The organism is Sulfolobus tengchongensis (assembly GCF_036967215.1).
Classification (GTDB): domain Archaea; phylum Thermoproteota; class Thermoprotei_A; order Sulfolobales; family Sulfolobaceae; genus Saccharolobus; species Saccharolobus tengchongensis_A.
On the sequence record NZ_CP146016.1, the window covers coordinates 261824 to 280429 of the forward strand.

Consider the following 18606-nt stretch of genomic DNA (forward strand, 5'->3'; position numbering starts at 1 on the left):
TGGTTCACTCGAATATTGACTGTAACGGTATTGTATCAATTACCCCATTTATTCCTACTAGAATTATGGAGTTAAGAGTCACTATAATATTACCGGGACCAGGTTGTACTGGTGTTATTATCTGCTTAATTAACTCACCTTTGAGATTAAGTATGTACAATGTTCCATGAGAATTCTGGATCAGAATTAAGTTTCTTACAATATCTACATTACTAAGAGTTGGTCCAGTTTTGAATGTCCATAGGATTTTTCCGTTAGTGAGATTAACCGCATATAAGATCCCTACTGGCGAGTCGTGGAATACAATTCCTCTGTAGATTACTGGTGGTGGAGATTCTAAATTTGGAGGTATTGGTGCGTTTCCTTCATTTAAGGTCCACAATATTTTCCCATTGCTTGAGTTCATAGCTATTAGAATTTCATACATCGAGAAATTGCTATTAAGATGTATTGTGAATGAGGTCACTACAATTCCATTAGAATATGCGGGAGATGAGTCATCAAGTCCTCCTAATGCACTATTATTGAAAACTTCCGATAGATTATCATACCATAAAATCTTGCCATTTTGTGCATTTATTGCCCAGAATACATAGGGATGTGCTGAACCAAAGTAAATTACGTTATTAGCTAGTACTGGAGAACTCATACTGACGTATGATTGTATATTATCACTCCATACTAGTTCTCCATTTGAGATATTTAGTGCAAACACTTCTCCATTACCGTTAGCTTCTATTATCATTCCATTATAATATACTGGCGTTGGCATATCTTCTCCTAGAGTAGTGAAGTTCCAAAGTATCCTTCCATTACTTATATTAATGGCTTCTATTGCATTTTCACCGGTACCTCTTACTGTACAGTTAATAAATTGATTATTACCTAGACCTACAATTAAAATACCGTTAATTATAATTGGCTGTGTCATGATCTGATTTTGAAATTCCTCAGACCATACCACGTTTCCATTACTCAGATTTACTGCGTAAATACATCCAATATCATACATTAATGTTCTAGTTGTAAGATCCATTGGTCCAGATGTGGTCACAATAATCAAATCGCCATATATCGAAGGCGGGACTATTATCGCTCCAGTAACATTCAATATGAAATATCCACTCTTGACTGGCACAAAATATATATGCATTGGGTCTTCTTCGAACATTACAGTGTTTCTGTAATATTTGAACGTGGATTCTGGTATAGATTGAATGACATACGGTTTGGCGAAAGAATTATTGGGTAAAGCTAATGTTTTTACAGAAGTATTAGATAATGTGAGAGACGTAGAAGTGGGAAGGCTATCGTTTATATTTACGCTGTTTTTCTGAACGTTCTGTGTTACTGTTCTGGTTACTATGTTAACCTTATCTAGGGTGTTTATGATAAGCATTGATAACATTATAATTGTAAGTATTAAAATTACTCCAACTATTCGATATCTAATCATATATCGCCTTCGAATTAAGGAAATATAAACTTTATCGTAAGTACTTGTACAAACACTGATTTAATAATACTTATCTTGATGAGATTTTGAACCAGTTATTTAAGGCTGGGAGAAGACTGGAATTTAATTGATATTCTTACGAATTATAGTTGGCTAATCTTTTTATTTTGCCGTCTCTATTTCATAATATGGACGATGTAGAGCGTATTTATAACGTCTACAAATATCCCTATGTAGAGGTTCGGAAAAGTTCAATTTCTACCTTTAGTATGTACTTTCTTAATGGTAGATTAATGGGTTCATTTAAATTTAAGGATGAAGGATATGCAGTAAGATATTATAAAGATGGCTTATTATATTTCATATCATCTAGTAACCCTGATGATTTAGTTAATCCTAAAGAATATAAGATAGAAGGTTGGGAGAGTAATTTTGACAATTCTGAACCTAAGGATGGAACTTATGAGGTAAAGGAAGGTAAACCATTTGACTTGATGTCAATCGATGAAAAGATTAATTATTTTAAAAATCTGTACGAAACTGTAAAAGGTTATAATTCACTTTCGAGCATTTCTTTCTTCTATAACGAAAGTATAGAAGAAAAGGAAATAATAGTTAATGGTTCGCATATAAGGGGGAGAGTACCTAGGCTTTATGTAGGGATGAATCTTGTAATTAGGGAAAATAATAGGACAGCGACTGCTTTTTATGAGCTCGGGGGTAGCGGAGGCTTAGAAGTTTTAGATAGAATGAACTTAAGTGAATTCTTAGCAGATAAGATTAGGTCTGTAACTCAAGTCTTATCTAAAGGTAAGAGTTATGGTGAAAAGGTTACTGATGTTATTCTAAGTAATATGCTAACTGGTATAATGGCCCATGAATCAGTTGGTCATCCATTTGAAGCTGATAGAATATTAGGCAGAGAATTCGCACAGGCTGGTTTAAGTTATTTGGCTGAGATGAAGGAGGGCAAGATAGGTAGTGATGTAGTTAATGTTATAGACGATCCCACAATCCCAGGTAGTGGCGGTTATTATACTATAGATGATGAAGGTGTTGAAGCTAGGCCTAAGTATTTAATCAAGGATGGTAAGATTAACGAATTCCTTCATAATAGATTTAGTGCGGGTAAATTTAATGTTAAGAGTAATGGTTCAGCTAGAGCAGCTAATTTCGATAGGGAACCCTTAGTTAGAATGTCAAATACCTTCTTTAAGCCTGGTAATATGTCATTTGAGGAACTATTGGAGGATGTAAAGGAAGGTGTGTATATAAAGAGTTATATGGAGTGGAATATTGATGATTTGAGATTAGGGCAACGATATGTTGGTTTAGAGGCATATGAGATAAAGAATGGTGAAATAGGCGATCCAGTTCTATTCCCAGTTTTTCAAGGTAAGACTCCGGATTTATTGAAAGCTGTAGATGCCGTAGATAATAGTCTTGTTTTTTATCCGGGAACCTGTGGTAAGGGGGACCCAGATCAAGGTATACCAGTTTGGCTTGGGGGACCTAACATGAGATTAAGAAATGTGAGGATTAAGGTGATGGGAAATGAATGAAGAGATTGTAAAATACGTCGAGGAAATTAAAGGAGAAGAAGTTGGTCTATTAAGAGTCAGAACTAGAAGTATAGTAATAAAAATTGTGGAAAGCAAGATAGCAACAATACAGAGGATGAATAATGAATATTACTTTTTAGCATTGAAGAAAGGAAATCTTGGATTTATAGGAAGGATAAGTAACTTAAAAGAGAAGCCGAATTTAGTCCCAATGGATTTCTATCCAATAATGACTGAAAATGAGAGGGAATACAAGTTAATAAGAAACACTAACGTGTCTTCACTATTTGATGATCTATCTCCACTTTTATCCCTTATTGAATCTGAGTATCCACTTTATGGTATAATATCTGTTGATGATATCGAGAGAGCTCTAGTTACATCTAAAGGGTTTAACGGTTTAGAAAGTAATCAAAGTATTAGCGGGTACTTCAGAGCCAAAAATAAGGAATACAGTGGACAGTGGGCCTTTTCTTCAACAAACTTTTCTCCATCATTAGTTAAAGATAGCATAAAAAAGGCCAACGAGTTAGCGTCTATTACGGGGAAATATGAGATCGCAGAAGGTAAATATAATGTAGTTCTCTCACCATTAGTTATGGGAAATCTAATGGAAAGTGTAGCCAGAATGGCCTCAGGATTTGCAATAATGTCTGGGATGTCTATGTTAAAACCTGGAGAAAAGGTCGGATCAGAGAAGTTTACGTTAATGGACACTCCTAAAGAAGATAGACCTAATTCATGGGGATTCGATGATGAGGGAACATTCACCTATAATAAGCCAATAATAGAGGAAGGAGTATTCGTTACTCCGTTACTAAATAATGAACTGTCTTCAGTCTTTAAGTCGTCTACCACTGGAAATGCTGGGTGGATATATCCTTCAGCTTGGAATTTAGAAGTTAAGGAAGGAAATGTAGGTTATGAATCATTACTCTCTGGAAACGTTGTTTTCATTAATAATGTGTGGTATACTAGATTTCAGAATTACGCTGAAGGAGATTTTTCAACAGTTGCCAGGGATGCTACAGTGGTTTATAAAGATGGTAAACCTGTCGGAATAGCAGGGAGAGTGAGGATAGCTGATAATTTAAAAAGGATTTTACAAAATATAATGGAGTTGTCTAAAGAAAGATACTCTGTAAGATGGTGGGACGCACCTATGCAAGGAGTTTATCCATACGCTCTAATTAAAGACGTTAGGCTTAGTATTGCGTAGATGATGAACCGTGTTTCAGCCAATAGGTGACGAAAACCCTGGTTCTGAATAATTTTTATATCTTATAATCGTTAATTTTACATGTGAATGAGGAAGAGTTCAGAAGTAAGTTAAGAGAGTGGATAAATAATAACGCACCACAATCGCTAAGAGGAAGAAAAATATTATTTGAAACTGTAGAATTTGATAATTACGATGAATTGAGACTTTGGCAAAGAAAACTAGCTGAAGCAGGTTATTTGGGCATAACTTGGCCTAAAGAATATGGTGGACAAGGGTTAGATCCAATTTACGAAGTAATAGCTTATGAGGAATTTATAAGGGCTGGTTTGCCATATGGTAGAAGTTTGGGTTCTATTGGTCTAATGGTTGCTGCACCAGCTATATTAAAACACGGAAGCGATGAGCAAAAGAAGAAGTACTTGCCAAGGATTCTAAGAGCCGAAGATATATGGTGCCAAGGTTTTTCTGAACCTCAAGCTGGCTCAGATTTAGCGTCAATTAAAACTAAAGCAGAAGATAAAGGAGATTATTTTATAGTTAATGGTCAGAAGATATGGAGTAGCTATGCTCATTTAGCTGATTATATGATACTCCTAGCGAGAACTGGTGAGGATAGGTACAATGGTTTAACCATGTTTATACTTAATATGAAGCAAGAAGGGATTAAGGTTTCGCCAATTCATCAAATGACGGGGAAAAGTGATTTTAATACGGTTTATTTCAATAACGCTAAAATTCCAAAGGAGAATATCATTGGTAAGATAGGTGAAGGTTGGAAAGTTGCCATGACTGTTCTGAATCATGAGAGATTTACTTTAGGAGTAACTATGCTATTTACGTCAAAAATAACATTAGAAAGTCTAAAGAATATTAAGGGATTGGAGGAAATAGAAGATGAAGTTGAAGGTCTAGAAGCATTCTATCAAAGACTTTTAGTGAAGCTAAGAAGAGGAGAGGAAATTGACATTGAAGGCTCTATATTAAAGCTGGTATCTTCTGAATTATTACAGAAAATTTATGAACTTGCCGTAATGAATTATGATGTGGAGACTATAATGAAAGAGAAATGGTATTTGGGGATGTTGGCATCTAGAGGCAGAACTATAGCAGGAGGTACTTCAGAAATACTTAGGAACTTAATAGGTGAGAGAGTTCTTAAGTTACCTAAATAATAATATATTGTATCTTGCTAGCAGATTTATAAAATTTTCACAAAATGGATATTAAATCGGAATTTACTAGAGGATAAAATACTTATAATTTTCTGAGCGATAGTATATGGCATGTACTTTGAAGACTTTCAAGTAGGTCAGAAATGGGAAACTAAAGGTAGAACAATAACTGAAGCAGATATAGTAATTTTTACCGGGATAACTGGGGCGTTAAATCCCTTATTTTTAGATGAAGAATATGGAAAGAAAACTAGATTTAAAGGCAGAATAGTTCCTGGGCTGTTAACTGCATCCATTGCAGTTGGTCTAACCTATCAATTACCTACAGAACCGTTTGGAGAGGGTTTTGTTGCATTAGCCAGATTGGAAATGGATGCTAAAAGACCAGTTAAGATAGGGGATACTTTAAGAGCAATAGTAGAAGTTATTGATAAAAAAGAAAGGGAAAAAGACGGTAGAGTTTATCTTACGATAAAGACATTAAATCAACTAGGAGAGGAAGTTATGACATTAAAAATGGAGATAGTGTGTAATAAGAGAACTTAAAAGTGATTTTATTCCATTTGCTATTAGCTAGTTAAATTAAACATCATCTAATGGAATTTTTAAACTTGATTTTGAATTCCATTTATAACAGTTTAAATCTCCGAAAATGCATAGAATTCTAGCTTGCATGTATTCTGTTATGAAGAGGACGAGAGACGTTTCATAAATTAGTACTGAGGATTTTGAGTACCTTTGATACTGTAAAATGATCTCTAACAAGATGTAGTGCTATTATTGTTATTCAAAATCTACATATTTGACTCACTATACGAGTCATTTTAACGTATGCTTGACTCACTCCATGAGTCAAATTTATTAATATCATACGCTTTAAGTTCTTAGTGAATAGAGAGTTAGTGATAAAGGCCTTAATAGATTGGAACTTCTGGTATAAGGACCAATTTACTGGAATCCCAAGAGAATATGTTGAACAAGTGCTAAGTTTGATAAATAGTGGCAATGCAATATCAATATTAGGTGTTAAAAGAGCTGGAAAATCAACAATTATTAATCAAGTGGCTAAGAAATTAATTGAAAAAGGAGAAGATCCTTTTAATATTCTTATAGTTAACTTTGAGGATTCGCGCTTTGAAGAAATCAAATCTGCTAACGACCTATTTTCGTTGTATAACTTGTACAAAGAGATTAGGAAGAGTAAAAATGAAGGAAGAACATATCTCTTCTTAGATGAAATACAGAAAGTTAAAGGATGGGAAGGATTTGTTAGATCAATTGTCGATAGAAAAGAAGCTAACGTTTTAATCTCTGGATCAACGGCAAGCATTAACAACGATAACGTTAAGAAAGTCTTAGCTGGTAGGCATTTGATCGTAGATGTTTATCCTCTTTCATTTAAGGAATTTTTAAGATTTAAAGGAATAAACGTCTCAACTGAGTTAGATATTCTAGCTAGAGAAAGTGAAATAAAGGCTATGTTTCTCGAATACCTTAAATTTGGAGGTTTCCCCTTAGTAGTCCTAAATGAAAAGAATAAGGAAAAGATACTGTTACAACTTTATGACGATATTATACATAGGGATGTTATTGACGAATGTAATGTAAAAAACGTTAATGAGGTAAGGGATCTAGCTCTCTTTTACATCTCAAACCCTGGGAATAAGGTGCGTTTTAGAAAGTTATCTAGATCTCTAAATATTCCCTTAAGAAATCTGCAACGATATACTGAATGTTTGAAAAACGCCTATCTAATTTTTTTCATTAAGGCGTTAAATCCAAAGTTAGGTGAAATGTTAAAGACTGATAGAAAAGTGTATTGTATAGATAATGGTATATCTAACGTCGTGGGTTACAGATTAAGTGAGAATATAGGAGGTTTATTTGAGAACTTAATTTTTATAGAGTTAATGAGAAGGTATGGTGTCAATAATATTTTCTACTATAAAGGGAAGCGAGAAGTGGACTTTGTGATAAAAAGAGGAAACGAAGTTAGGGAAATATATCAAGTTACGTACTACTCAACTGACATGGAAAGGGAGATAGAGGGGATAAAAGAATTCCTCCGTATTAAAGAAGTTAAAGCGAGGATAATTACCTATGATGAAGAAGGTGAACTAAAGGTTAATAATAGTGACGTGAAAATGGTCAAAGCTTGGAAATGGTTATTGATGGAATAGTTTCTCCAATGCTATTACTCTCTTTAAATGAAGGTGTAAATCAAGATCTGCAGTGAAACCTATTCCTCCATGTGTCTGTATCGAATCCAAAATAGTTTTGAACGCTTTCCTATAAGCGTATTTAAGAATTCTCGTTGAATCTGACGGGTTAACTAAGTATCTCGACCTAACTAACTCTAACCCTATTGCATCATCTACTAATCTGTGTTTTATTGCTTGATAAGATCCTATAGGCTTCCCAAAAGTAATTCTGTTCTTAGAGTATTCAATTGTTTCTTTAAGCACAGCAGTCGCGTGCCCTATAATCTGGGCTGAAGCTAATAACTTTACCTTATTGAAATCAACATTGGACTCTCTCCATTTACCATCGATGATCTTATACATTCGTATCGAAGGATCTGGAGATTCAATCTCTTCAACGTTTATCTCGTTCTTGTTTGAAATCCCTCTTGGCGTAATAATAACCTCAGCCTTATCAACCTCTGCAACGTAATTTACTCCAATACTTACTGGATAATCCAACCCCACCATTGAATTAAAGGCTACAATTCCAGGTAAAAAATTCTCACCGATTATCTCATTAATTAACAGTGCATTCTTCATGCTTGTCTCTTTAATGAATTGGAAAATTCCCAAGTCCCTAATTCTCTCAAATATATTAATGCTCTTATCTCTGCTTACTTCATGTTTTTTAGCTCCATACTGTGTCCACTCTCTGCTTAAGAATTCGTTTAAGGCATTCTTTATCAGCTCGAGATCTTCATCGTGTTCAACGTCTAACAGCAATGTATCACCACTATAAATTATTGCGAATCCATTTAAAACTTAATATCCACTTATTTAGCACGAATTGAATCAATTATGGATTCCGCTTCATTATGTTATCTGTATTTTTCATTGTCTTAAGTGTGAATATATTGATAATCGTGATTATGTAGCAATAAGGAATTTTCATGTGTAGGCGTTACATGCTTCGCCTCTAACAGTTGAATTAAATTCACGCTGTGAATTCGTAGGAGAGTCTCTAACCATCATGAATTCCCCTCGACGTAATTCCGAATCTATGAGGAGAGTCACTTTGTGACGAGGAGAAGTCAAGCTCTAGCAGTGGTTTATTGATATCTATTTTTATTTTTTATTCTAAAGGAGATGTATTCTTCCCTAATATATAAACCGTTATCAGTTAATATTATGTATTTACGCGAGTCTAGACTCTTCCTCCCCTTCTTTTTAGGACTAAATCTACAAGAAGTAGACTATAATGGAATTTTTCTCTAAATTTTGTATTATTTATGTATATATAGCGAATAAAGTCGCAATATACTATATTTTTGCGTTTATTTTTAGTTTTTACTTGGTGGAGAAGAAATAGGCTTAGGCATAAAATATAAAGCTAAATTGCGTTAATTATTTCTTTTGCCCTAATTTGACGTTGTGTGTTATGGTTAGAAATACTTTAGGGCAATTTGTCAAGTTAACCTCCAGTTATCTGAACAGAAAAATACTAGATAATTAGTTTACGTAAATTCCAGTGGAAACAATGGAATTTTTAATCTTACATTAAATTGAAAGTAATACCTCCCCTTCCTTTTTACCAGAACCTTGTCTCATTTGGTATAGCCCAAATGGAGCAAGTATTTTTAGTATTATTTTTAGTAAAGATTATAAAATTTTAGCCATTCTCTAGCTAATATACAGTTACTTGTCAATAAATACAATATTGCAATAGAATTTCTAAACGGTTGGTATATTCGCTTTCTCCTTTGAGAACTCTATGAACTCATCAACACTCATTCCAGCCATTTTAGCTGCTCCTCTAAAATCCCCCGTTTCTATGTAGTATTCGAGAGCTCTCCTTATATTTTCTGGTTGTGATTTTATGAAGTTCCAGTCTGCGTATTTTCTTCTGATTTCTCTTGCTTCCTTGTAGTATTCTAGTAGTTCTTTAATTTTCTCCTCATCCATAACTCTAAATTAGATTGTACCTTTTTAAATCTCTTTCAGCAAATTTGTGTTTAGTCTCTTCAGAGTATATGGTAATTTCATTTCTTAAATCCTTTATATAACCTTGTTTATACAGCTCATATAGTACATCTAATGCCCTCATGACCTTCACATCCTTATATTCGTTATAAAAATACGGTGCTACTACCGCAGCACCGTTCTCTGTAAGCACTACCAGGTTGAGAACTTTTCCGTATACTAAACAAATAGACTCTGGAAAATCTAATGGTCTCACCGGAAGTCTTCTGCTTTCAGTAACCAGATAATTAGCTTTTTGAATGATATCAGGCAGTTCTGGAAGTATAGCAATTCTATTACTTTCCAAATTGGCTGAAATCCATAGGAGAGCTTTTTCGTTTCTTATCTCGGATAAAACACTCTCAGTGATGTAAATGAGATCGAAAATATGAAAAATTAGACTGTTTTTATTATATTTAACCCAATCCAATAGAAATGATGTATCCATTACTGCATTAGACACTAGGAATCCCTGCCTTTATCCTTAACTCGTTAAACTCATCCATTGACATTCCAGCTAATTTTGACGCATTATAAAGATCACCCACCTCTATGTAATATTCTAGTGCTATACGTATTTTAGGCTGTTGTGATTTTATGAAGTTCCAGTCTGCGTATTTTCTTCTGATTTCTCTTGCTTCCTTGTAGTATTCTAGTAGTTCTTTAATTTTCTCCTCATCCATAATTAATACTCAGATTATAGAGATAAGAGCTTTATCTATAAGGGATTTTAGAGAATCCTTTTAGTTTGTTGATTTTCTGAAAATTGAGGCTATTCTCTCTATCAGGACTATTCATAGAATTATCGCCTAGTTTTCAAATGATACACACACTAGAATCCTTTTGGCATATTTCCCTCTTAATCCTCAATAAGTCTCGATAGTGAATCCAATTTACAGTTGACCCATAATTTCAGAATCCTATGATTTGAATTAAATAAGTTTTTAAAAACTCTTGATAAACCTCATTTATCACATTTGGTATTTGTTAGGTTTATCTCATTATAGATTGGATTGATGTAGGAAACGTCTCTTATACTTGAATTCTCAGATAGAGCGAAACTATCCTAAATACTTAAAGTACGCTATAATTTTGCTCTAACAAAGCTTATTTAAGTAAAAATAGGATGTTAACATTATGAGGATTGTACTTGCTTTCGACCTATTTGGAACGATTCTAGATACTTCAACGATTTTGCATGATTTTAGAAGTAAACAGCTCGAGTATACGTGGCTACTAACTCTAATGGGTAAATATATGGAATTTGAAGAAATAACACAAAGGGCATTGAGACATGTACTAAGAATCAGAAATGAGGAAAGTAGATTTAAAGAGGAGCTAGACAAGTGGAATAACCTGAAAGCATATCCAGACTCCTCTTATTTAAGAGAGATCTCGAAGATCGCTGAAATTTACGTTCTAAGTAACGGTTCATCGAACGAGATTAGGAGACATCTCGAACGAAATGGTATACTGGACTACTTTAAAGGGATATTTAGTGCAGAGAATGTTAAAGAATATAAGCCCTCGCCAAAGGTATACAAGTATTTTCTAAATGCCGTAGGCAGTAGTGAGGCGTATCTGGTTTCATCAAATCCGTTTGATGTAATCGGAGCGAAGAATGCTGGGATGAAAGCTGTTTACGTTAATAGAAGAAACTTGCTTATGGATCCTTTAGGATACGAACCAGATGCTGTGGTTAAAGACTTTAGAGAATTATACGAATGGCTCTCATATCGTGTAAGCTCCAAATAAGTCTTAATTTACTTTGATTTCCCTCTTTTTCTTTTTGCTTATACTTTGCGTATTATAGGGGCTTTCGGGCAATGATCTAAGATACTAGTGAATATCGGTAAAAAAACGTTTTTACCTATTTGTAGGATTTAAATTTATGAAGGTTTATGAGATTCCGTTAAGATTCGTCAAGTCTTTTTTAATAGAAACTAACGATAATGAGATGATTCTAGTTGACGCTGGTACTCCTGGAAGCGGGAGGTCAATAATTGAGGCAATTAATAAGATGGGAAAGAATACTAATAGAATAAAATATGTTATCTTTACCCATTCTCATGTTGATCACATTGGAGGAGCCTATGAGGTAAAAAGCTTGATAGGTGATGCTAAATTTGGAATCGATGAAAATGGTTCTGATTATTTAAAGAATGGAAAGGTTAGAGAACCCGTTCTTCATTCTTCATTAATGAAATTCTTATTTACTATCGGAAAGCCTTTTCTATTTAGAAGATTCAATGGGGTAAACGTTGATTTAACCCTAGAGGAGGGAGAACTAGTTAAGGGAGTTGAGATAGTAAAAACGCCTGGCCATACTAACGATTCAATTTCAATTTATTTACCGGAATTAAATGCGATATTAGTAGGAGATACTCTGCAGGGCACAAAAAATGGTCTAAAATATCCTAACATTTATGAAAACTTCGAAGAATTGCTAAAGAGCGTGGAGAAAATAAAGTCATTTAAGCCATCCATGGTCTATGTATCTCATGGAATTAGTTCCTTCAAATTTCTAGTATAGACACTATCTTAAAATTACTAAGAAAGTATTGTGTTATGAGTCAAGCATTAAAAGTTTTACTATTATAATTTCTTAATAAAGATTTAATCTAATATTTGTAATAAGCATCACCTTACACGGAGTACCTTAATAAGGACAGAAGTGGGAATCCTTCTACGAATTCATAGCGTGAATTGGTTAGGGATGATGGTATGTAATCTCTCAATTGCTTTTGGATTATTTAATGGAAAACATAAATAGTTAGAGGGTTAACTGTTAATTATGAACTCAAGTAACTTGGCACTTATGGTTATTGTATTGGGAACCTTAATGTCTGCAGTTGATACTACTATAGTACTTTTAGCAATTCCTTCAATAGTCGAGGAACTACATACTGATCTATTTACAATTCTCTGGGTGATTATCCTTTATCTATTAGTTATAGCAGTTTTTACGACTCAATTAGGTAGATTAGGTGATATATATGGGAGAGCTAAACTTTACAACCTAGGCTTTGCAATTTTTACCTTAGGCTCTGCATTATGTGGTGCATCTCCCACTGCAATCTCTCTCGTAGCATTTAGAGGTATTCAAGGTATAGGTGCTGCGATGCTACAAGCAAATTCTGGCGCTATAATAGCTGATATCTTTCCTCCTAATAGAAGAGGGAGAGCGTATGGTTATACTTCAATTGGTTGGAATGCTGGAGCAACCTTAGGAATTGTTTTAGGAGGTTTTATAACTACCTTTATAGGTTGGCGGTACATATTTTACATAAACGTACCCATAGGGATTGTTGCCATAATTTTAGGTTTAAGGTATATAAAAACCCTTGAAACTAGAAAGGTTAAGTTGGACATTGCGGGAATGGCATCATTACTCGTTTCTCTATCATTAATAGTTTATGGTGCAGCTGACATTGCTGGATATGGAATTAGATTGTTGAATATTGTGTTCATATCTGCTGGTGCAATTGTTCTGTTGATCTTTCTCTTAATCGAACGAAGGCAAGAATTTCCAATTATTGACTTAAGAGCGTTTAAGAGCAATAGGGTCTTCACATTTTCTTTACTAGCATCGTTCTTGCAAACTACGGGGTATCTTGCAACTGCGTTTATCATTATAATGTACTTGCAGGGGATTAGAGCCTTATCACCATTCTCTGCATCTCTCTTATTAGTGCCCGGATATGTTTTAGCTAGCCTCGTTTCGCCATTTACTGGTAGGTTATCAGATAAGATAGGTGCTAGAATACCAGCTACCATTGGTTTGGCTTTAATGATAGGTGCCATATTGATCTACCTAAATCTAACATTAACAACTCCACTTTTCGTTATCATATTAGCATCAACTATAGGTGGTTTAGGTTCATCACTATTCTTTCCGGCAAATAACAGTGCAATAATGGCAAATGCTCCAAGAGGCTTTTATGGTGGAGCTTCTGGTTTAGCTAGAACTCTATCGAACATAGGAACTATATTAAGTTATACAATAGCTATAAGTATCTCTTCGGTTGTAGTTCCTAGATATGTTGCATTTGAAGTCTTCTTAGGCACTTCAAACCTTATAGGCGGTGTAGCTTCAGCTTTTTTAACTGGGCTAAAATCCGCATTCTATGTTTCATTGGGGATCTTAATATTAGCCTTAATATTCTCAGCAATTAGAGGTAAAGAGATTAGAGAAAAACTCTCAGATAAACCATAAATAGTTTTTTAGATAATGTTTCTCCTTCTTATTCTCTTGTCTTTCATTTTCTTCTTCTCCTAGTCATAAATAATGTTATAATTATTACCGCTAGCACTATTACAATTAATAATATTATTATCGTGATTGACGCATTTGTTTCATTATTAGCTGTGGAGGGATAGTTTAGAGCATCTATGACGAACATTGCAGACGACCACGTTAATGGTGAAGTGGTAGGTAACGGATATAGCGTATTAGGGTCCAAAGCCTCCGGTAATAGACCATTTTGTGAGTGGTCATATGTCCAGTACAATATATTTAAAGCTTCATTTACCTTGCCTATTTTTTCTAAATATAAGGCCTCAAACAAGGTGGTGATTATCCAAGGCGGTTCAGGTCCACTACTGTCATAAAGATACTCTGAGTAATGATAAAGATCATCTGGAAATCTAGCTAGACCACCACTTCTATTAAGATCACTCACTACTGTATTAAAATTACTTACACTATAATTTGAGGAAAGAGATAAGTAACCTAGATCTATTGGTAGCAACGTTGCTGCATCTATTGAGGGTGGTTCTGGGGACAGAACTATTTCATTTTTACCATTCTCAAATATTACGGAGGTGCCTAATGCGGACGCGAAGTAATTATTATTCCAGAAGTGATTTAGTATGCTTTCATTTAATTCTCGCTCTGCTAGAACTATAGAAGAATCGTTAATGCCAAGAATCTCATATATTTTAATTACACTCTCTAATCCTATATCATTAATAGCTTCAGTCCAGAAATGATATGCGTTTCTGTCTTCCCACACACTAAGATCTGGAGGAAGCAAATGGTATTTAGACTGGTTTATTTCAGTAATTTGATATTCGACACTTTTATTTATTGTCGGTAATATTTGCTTTAGAAAGGTAATATTATTGGTAAGTATATAGTAATTATAAACACCTAGCTCAAATAATCCTATACTGTCTAACTCGTCTATCCCAAATGATGTGTCAGGTTGACCATTATAAAAGTTGTATCTTGTATACCACACACCCGGTTGTATTTGCACGGCATTACTCATCCAAAGCCAAAACTTTAATGCAGACTGGTAATGACCAGCATCTTGTAGGGCAATTGCACTAAAAGCAGAATCTCTTATCCACGAATACAAATAGATAGGACTAGGAGACGCAGCAAATGTTCCTAAATATGGGTTTTGGTCGTCCTTGATCAACAAAAGGGAAAGATAATACTCTCTTAGAAGAGCATGAGGTAATTTTGGAAGTTTAGACGCGTTAAGCCATTCTGATACTTCATAATCATTTAATTTAATTAAATTAGATATATTACGATTTGGAATATTGCCGATACTTAATTCGACGAACCATTTTCCTTCATTTATACTTAAGTTAAGGAGATTTTTCTCGATTTTGTAACTAGTATTTGTGTATATGAAAATTTGAGGGCTTTCATTAATGAGTAGAGTGTCTCTATTAATTTGCACTATACTTGTATTTGATGAAATTATTATAGAAGAGCCACTACTCATTTTTAAAAGGAGTAACACATAAGGAGTTTTAGGGGGCATTAACACGGAGATATTTCCTTTATTAGATACTAGGATAATCGTATTATTAAGATTTAAGAAGGCTGATTTGGTTTCAATATTAATGTTTAAGCTTACATTTAGTATACCTTTATTAGAAACGTAAATATTTCTTACAGACGTGTTAAAAATGGGGAAGCCGTTAAGTTGCGGATTTGGTATAGGTACTCCAGTCACGACCCAAATTGACTGATTATCCCAATTATTTAATAGGAGATACGAGGGTGAGTTGTATTGCTGCACTTGGGTATTAGATAGAAGTATTATATGGTTAAATAAGATAGAAATAATTAATAAAAAAACTATAATTCGTTTTCTCACTTTTCTTTCACTTTTTCTGAATCTTCAAGTAAAAGATTTCTTTCACTTATAGCGTCAAAAAGTGCTATTTTATCAGTGTCCATAAGGATTTTTACATTATCACCCCTTTCCCTCCTAGATAGGGACTTCTCCAAAACTCTGATCACACTTTCACCAATCTTTACATGAATAATGCTATATGGTCCCAATTCCTCTACCATTTCTACGGTTCCTTCCATTACCCCTTTATCTGCGATTTCCAAATCTTCTGGCCTAATCCCCACTATGACTTTCTGGCCATTTTTAACTAAACTCTTATATTCCCTTGGGATTTCTATCTTATAATTTTCTATAACTATTGAATCTCCTTGAATCTCCCCCTTGAGTAAGTTCATTGGCGGGTTCCCTAAAAACCCACCTACCCAGGCATTATTAGGTCTTTTATAAATATCCATAGGATCACCATAAGCCTGAATAATACCACTATGGAGTATTGCAAGTTTGGTGGCTAAGCTTAAAGCTTCCACTTGATCATGTGTTACATATATTATTGTAGGCTTAAGCTCACGCTGAAGTTGTTTCAGTTCTTCTCTTGCTACTACTCTCACCTGGGCATCTAAGTTAGATAATGGCTCATCCATTAATATTATATCTGCCCCCTTAACCAAGGCTCGTGCTATTGCAACTCTTTGCATCTGTCCTCCGCTTAATTGGCTAGGCTTTCTATCTAGTAAGTTATCTATTCTTAACATCTGTGCAACTTCTAGTACTCTTTTTCGTATTTCCTCTTTAGATATATGTAATATCTTTAATGGAAATGCTATGTTATCATAAACTGTCATAAACGGATATATAGCATAATTTTGTGGAACCATCGCTACTTTTCTATCTTTAGGCGGTAAGTCGTCAACCAACTCTCCTCTTAGATATACATGCCCTTTATCTTGCTTTAACAAGCCTGATATTATCTTTAAAATTGTACTCTTACCTTCACCTGATGGTCCTAAAACTACAACGAATTCTCCTTTTTCGATATCAAGATTTATTCCCTTAAGTACCTCGACTTTCTTCTTCTTTTCTTCATACTCTTTCCAAATGTTTTCTAACTTTACGTAACTGGTCATTGTTTCACACCTGCCAGATTACTATACGCACGAGTCATCATTCTCTGCGAAACTATGAATAGTGCCATTAATGGTATACCCATAATTACTGCTCCAGCTGCGAATATATTATATGCTGGAGCGCTGGCTTGATTTAATAGTCCTGCCATGTAATATAACCCTATTGTAGCAGTCCATTCTTTTACGTTAGGCAAAAGAAATGAGTAAGCTAATGCAAAGTCTAGATAAGCTCCACTAAAACCCAATAAAGCAGTTAAAGCTACAACTGGCAATGCTAACCGCATAACTATTCTTAAAAAGGCTCCAAATCTAGATAGCCCATCTACCATAGCTATTTCCTCATATGAGGGAGGAATGGAATCTATACTTAACTTTGCTATGAATGCAGCAAAAATAGAAGTTCCCGGAGTATATGCTAATATTAGTCCAATATAGTTAAGTAGATGGAGTTTAGCAAATAACAAATAAAGAGGTACTGCTGTAGCTGTATATGGAAAGAAGGTAACAATGTAAATAAATGTTGCTAAGATCTTCTTAGCTGGTACATCTAGCCTAGATAACGCATACCCCGTTAGTAATGCTAGCAGTACAGAGATAATTGCAGTTGATGAAGCTAGAATTAGGCTATTTCTAGTCCATAGTGCAAAAGACCCCCCGTATAAGTTGGTAGTAAGTAGATATTTGTAAGCTGTGAAGTAAATATGCTTAGGTAATAAATCTGAAATAGCTAAGGAAATTATGTTAGGAGCATTACTAAATGAGGTCATAAAAACGTAATATAGGGGAAATATGGAAAATGCTGCCATTACTATTAATACTAGATAAGATATAAATAATCTTAAAATTTTGAATAATTTATATTTTTTAATTCCCATCACGAAATTCACCTCAAGCAAATGAGTCCAAAATTCGTGTATACTTGATCACAATTATACCTAAGATAATTACAAAAATTGTTGATATTATTGACCAAGCTGCAGCTAGAGAGAAATTATTATAACTAAACGCTTCTTGATAGGCGTACACTATAAATGTTTCGGTTGAGGTCCCTGGACCTCCGCCAGTCAGGATATAAATTGGATAGAAATTATTCCAGGTAAATACGAAACTAGTTATAAATACAAAAGCTAACGTTCTTTTGAGCGAAGGTAAAGTTATTGTGAAGAACTTAGTAAACGCATTGGCCCCATCTAAATCAGCAATGTCATATAGTTCTCTCGGTATACTTTGAAGAGCCGAGTAAAATACCGTCATAAAATATGGAAAGGAAAGCCAATCATTAGTAACTATCAATTCTATCCATGCGTCTGTGGTTGAGGTAAGTGAATTTATTTTAGGTAAATGAAGCATAGGTAAAATCAGCTTATTCATCATTCCGTAGGGATCCACCCATAACCCTTGCCATATTAAAATTGATATAAATCCGGGAAATGCCCAGGGTAATATCAGAATAGCGTAAAATACTGATCTTCCTTTAAGGTCAGTTTGATTGAGTATTAAAGCTAATACGAACCCCAAAGCCATCATAGTTACTAAACTACCAATAGTCCATATTAACGTGTTTGATAGTAATTCAAAGAAGTAACCGTACTTAAATATTATAACATAATTTTCTAGTCCAACATAATTATAACGTAGAAAGTGCAATAGGCTTAAATTCGTGAATGAAATGTACACAGAATATATCAGTGGAAATATGAAAAGAAACAATGTAACTGCAATTATTGGCACTATATAAAAAAGAGAATATATCTTTTCTTTTTTCAATTT

17 protein-coding genes are annotated in these 18606 nt (G+C 34.2%); 8 read left to right on the forward strand and 9 right to left on the reverse strand.

The features are described 5' to 3' along the window. Positions 1 to 4: 4 nt before the first annotated feature. Entirely contained in the window at positions 5 to 1456 is a 1452-nt protein-coding gene (locus V6M85_RS01490) for a PQQ-binding-like beta-propeller repeat protein (RefSeq protein ID WP_338602092.1), read from the reverse strand. Positions 1457 to 1644: 188 nt separating this feature from the next. On the opposite strand from V6M85_RS01490, the gene V6M85_RS01495 reads away from it, so the two are divergent. The 5 genes from V6M85_RS01495 (at position 1645) to V6M85_RS01515 (ending at position 7592) form a co-directional block, all read left to right on the forward strand. Next, complete coding sequence (locus V6M85_RS01495) at positions 1645 to 3018, forward strand: TldD/PmbA family protein (protein ID WP_338602094.1); 1374 nt, start codon at positions 1645 to 1647, stop codon at positions 3016 to 3018. Further along, a complete protein-coding gene (locus V6M85_RS01500; RefSeq protein WP_338602097.1) occupies positions 3011 to 4237 on the forward strand; it encodes a TldD/PmbA family protein in 1227 nt (408 codons plus the stop codon). The genes V6M85_RS01495 and V6M85_RS01500 overlap by 8 nt, the downstream gene beginning before the upstream one ends. An 83-nt stretch (positions 4238 to 4320) precedes the next feature. After that, positions 4321 to 5412: an acyl-CoA dehydrogenase family protein gene (locus V6M85_RS01505; RefSeq protein WP_338602100.1), complete on the forward strand. Its 1092-nt coding sequence runs from the start codon at positions 4321 to 4323 to the stop codon at positions 5410 to 5412. A 111-nt stretch (positions 5413 to 5523) separates the two neighbouring features. Beyond that, a complete protein-coding gene (locus V6M85_RS01510) occupies positions 5524 to 5958 on the forward strand; it encodes a MaoC family dehydratase (RefSeq protein WP_338602102.1) in 435 nt (144 codons plus the stop codon). 341 nt (positions 5959 to 6299) lie between these two features. Beyond that, positions 6300 to 7592: an ATP-binding protein gene (locus V6M85_RS01515; RefSeq protein WP_338602104.1), complete on the forward strand. Its 1293-nt coding sequence runs from the start codon at positions 6300 to 6302 to the stop codon at positions 7590 to 7592. Here V6M85_RS01515 and V6M85_RS01520 read toward each other — a convergent pair. The 4 genes from V6M85_RS01520 to V6M85_RS01535 form a co-directional block, all read right to left on the reverse strand. Then, on the reverse strand, positions 7578 to 8378 hold the full coding sequence (locus V6M85_RS01520) for an acyl-CoA dehydrogenase family protein (RefSeq protein WP_338602107.1): 801 nt from the start codon (positions 8376 to 8378) through the stop codon (positions 7578 to 7580). The genes V6M85_RS01515 and V6M85_RS01520 overlap by 15 nt on opposite strands. A 948-nt stretch (positions 8379 to 9326) precedes the next feature. Then, positions 9327 to 9557 carry a hypothetical protein gene (locus tag V6M85_RS01525; RefSeq protein ID WP_338602109.1) on the reverse strand — a complete coding sequence of 77 codons (231 nt, stop codon included), beginning with the start codon at positions 9555 to 9557 and terminating at the stop codon, positions 9327 to 9329. A 4-nt stretch (positions 9558 to 9561) separates the two neighbouring features. Further along, positions 9562 to 10077 carry a DNA-binding protein gene (locus V6M85_RS01530; RefSeq protein ID WP_338602112.1) on the reverse strand — a complete coding sequence of 172 codons (516 nt, stop codon included), beginning with the start codon at positions 10075 to 10077 and terminating at the stop codon, positions 9562 to 9564. Further along, on the reverse strand, positions 10070 to 10297 hold the full coding sequence (locus V6M85_RS01535; protein WP_338602114.1) for a hypothetical protein: 228 nt from the start codon (positions 10295 to 10297) through the stop codon (positions 10070 to 10072). The genes V6M85_RS01530 and V6M85_RS01535 overlap by 8 nt, the downstream gene beginning before the upstream one ends. A 454-nt stretch (positions 10298 to 10751) precedes the next feature. Here V6M85_RS01535 and V6M85_RS01540 point away from each other — a divergent pair, with 454 nt between their 5' ends. The 3 genes from V6M85_RS01540 (at position 10752) to V6M85_RS01550 (ending at position 13830) form a co-directional block, all read left to right on the forward strand. After that, positions 10752 to 11369 carry a haloacid dehalogenase type II gene (locus V6M85_RS01540; protein ID WP_338602116.1) on the forward strand — a complete coding sequence of 206 codons (618 nt, stop codon included), beginning with the start codon at positions 10752 to 10754 and terminating at the stop codon, positions 11367 to 11369. Positions 11370 to 11505: 136 nt separating this feature from the next. Beyond that, positions 11506 to 12147 carry an MBL fold metallo-hydrolase gene (locus tag V6M85_RS01545; protein WP_338602118.1) on the forward strand — a complete coding sequence of 214 codons (642 nt, stop codon included), beginning with the start codon at positions 11506 to 11508 and terminating at the stop codon, positions 12145 to 12147. A gap of 261 nt (positions 12148 to 12408) precedes the next feature. Continuing rightward, positions 12409 to 13830, forward strand: a complete 1422-nt coding sequence (locus V6M85_RS01550) for an MFS transporter (protein ID WP_338602120.1) — start codon at positions 12409 to 12411, stop codon at positions 13828 to 13830. A gap of 43 nt (positions 13831 to 13873) precedes the next feature. Here V6M85_RS01550 and V6M85_RS01555 read toward each other — a convergent pair whose 3' ends face one another. From V6M85_RS01555 to V6M85_RS01570, 4 genes are read right to left on the reverse strand one after another with little or no spacing between them, the layout of a single operon-like run. After that, positions 13874 to 15733 carry a glycoside hydrolase gene (locus V6M85_RS01555; RefSeq protein WP_422398110.1) on the reverse strand — a complete coding sequence of 620 codons (1860 nt, stop codon included), beginning with the start codon at positions 15731 to 15733 and terminating at the stop codon, positions 13874 to 13876. After that, positions 15730 to 16836 (reverse strand): ABC transporter ATP-binding protein, encoded by a 1107-nt coding sequence (locus V6M85_RS01560; protein WP_338602125.1) that lies wholly within the window; start codon positions 16834 to 16836, stop codon positions 15730 to 15732. Before V6M85_RS01560 ends, V6M85_RS01555 begins: the two co-directional genes overlap by 4 nt. Continuing rightward, a complete protein-coding gene (locus V6M85_RS01565; protein WP_338604528.1) occupies positions 16833 to 17711 on the reverse strand; it encodes a sugar ABC transporter permease in 879 nt (292 codons plus the stop codon). Before V6M85_RS01565 ends, V6M85_RS01560 begins: the two co-directional genes overlap by 4 nt. 13 nt (positions 17712 to 17724) lie before the next feature. Then, a complete protein-coding gene (locus tag V6M85_RS01570; protein WP_338602127.1) occupies positions 17725 to 18603 on the reverse strand; it encodes a sugar ABC transporter permease in 879 nt (292 codons plus the stop codon). Positions 18604 to 18606: the final 3 nt, after the last annotated feature.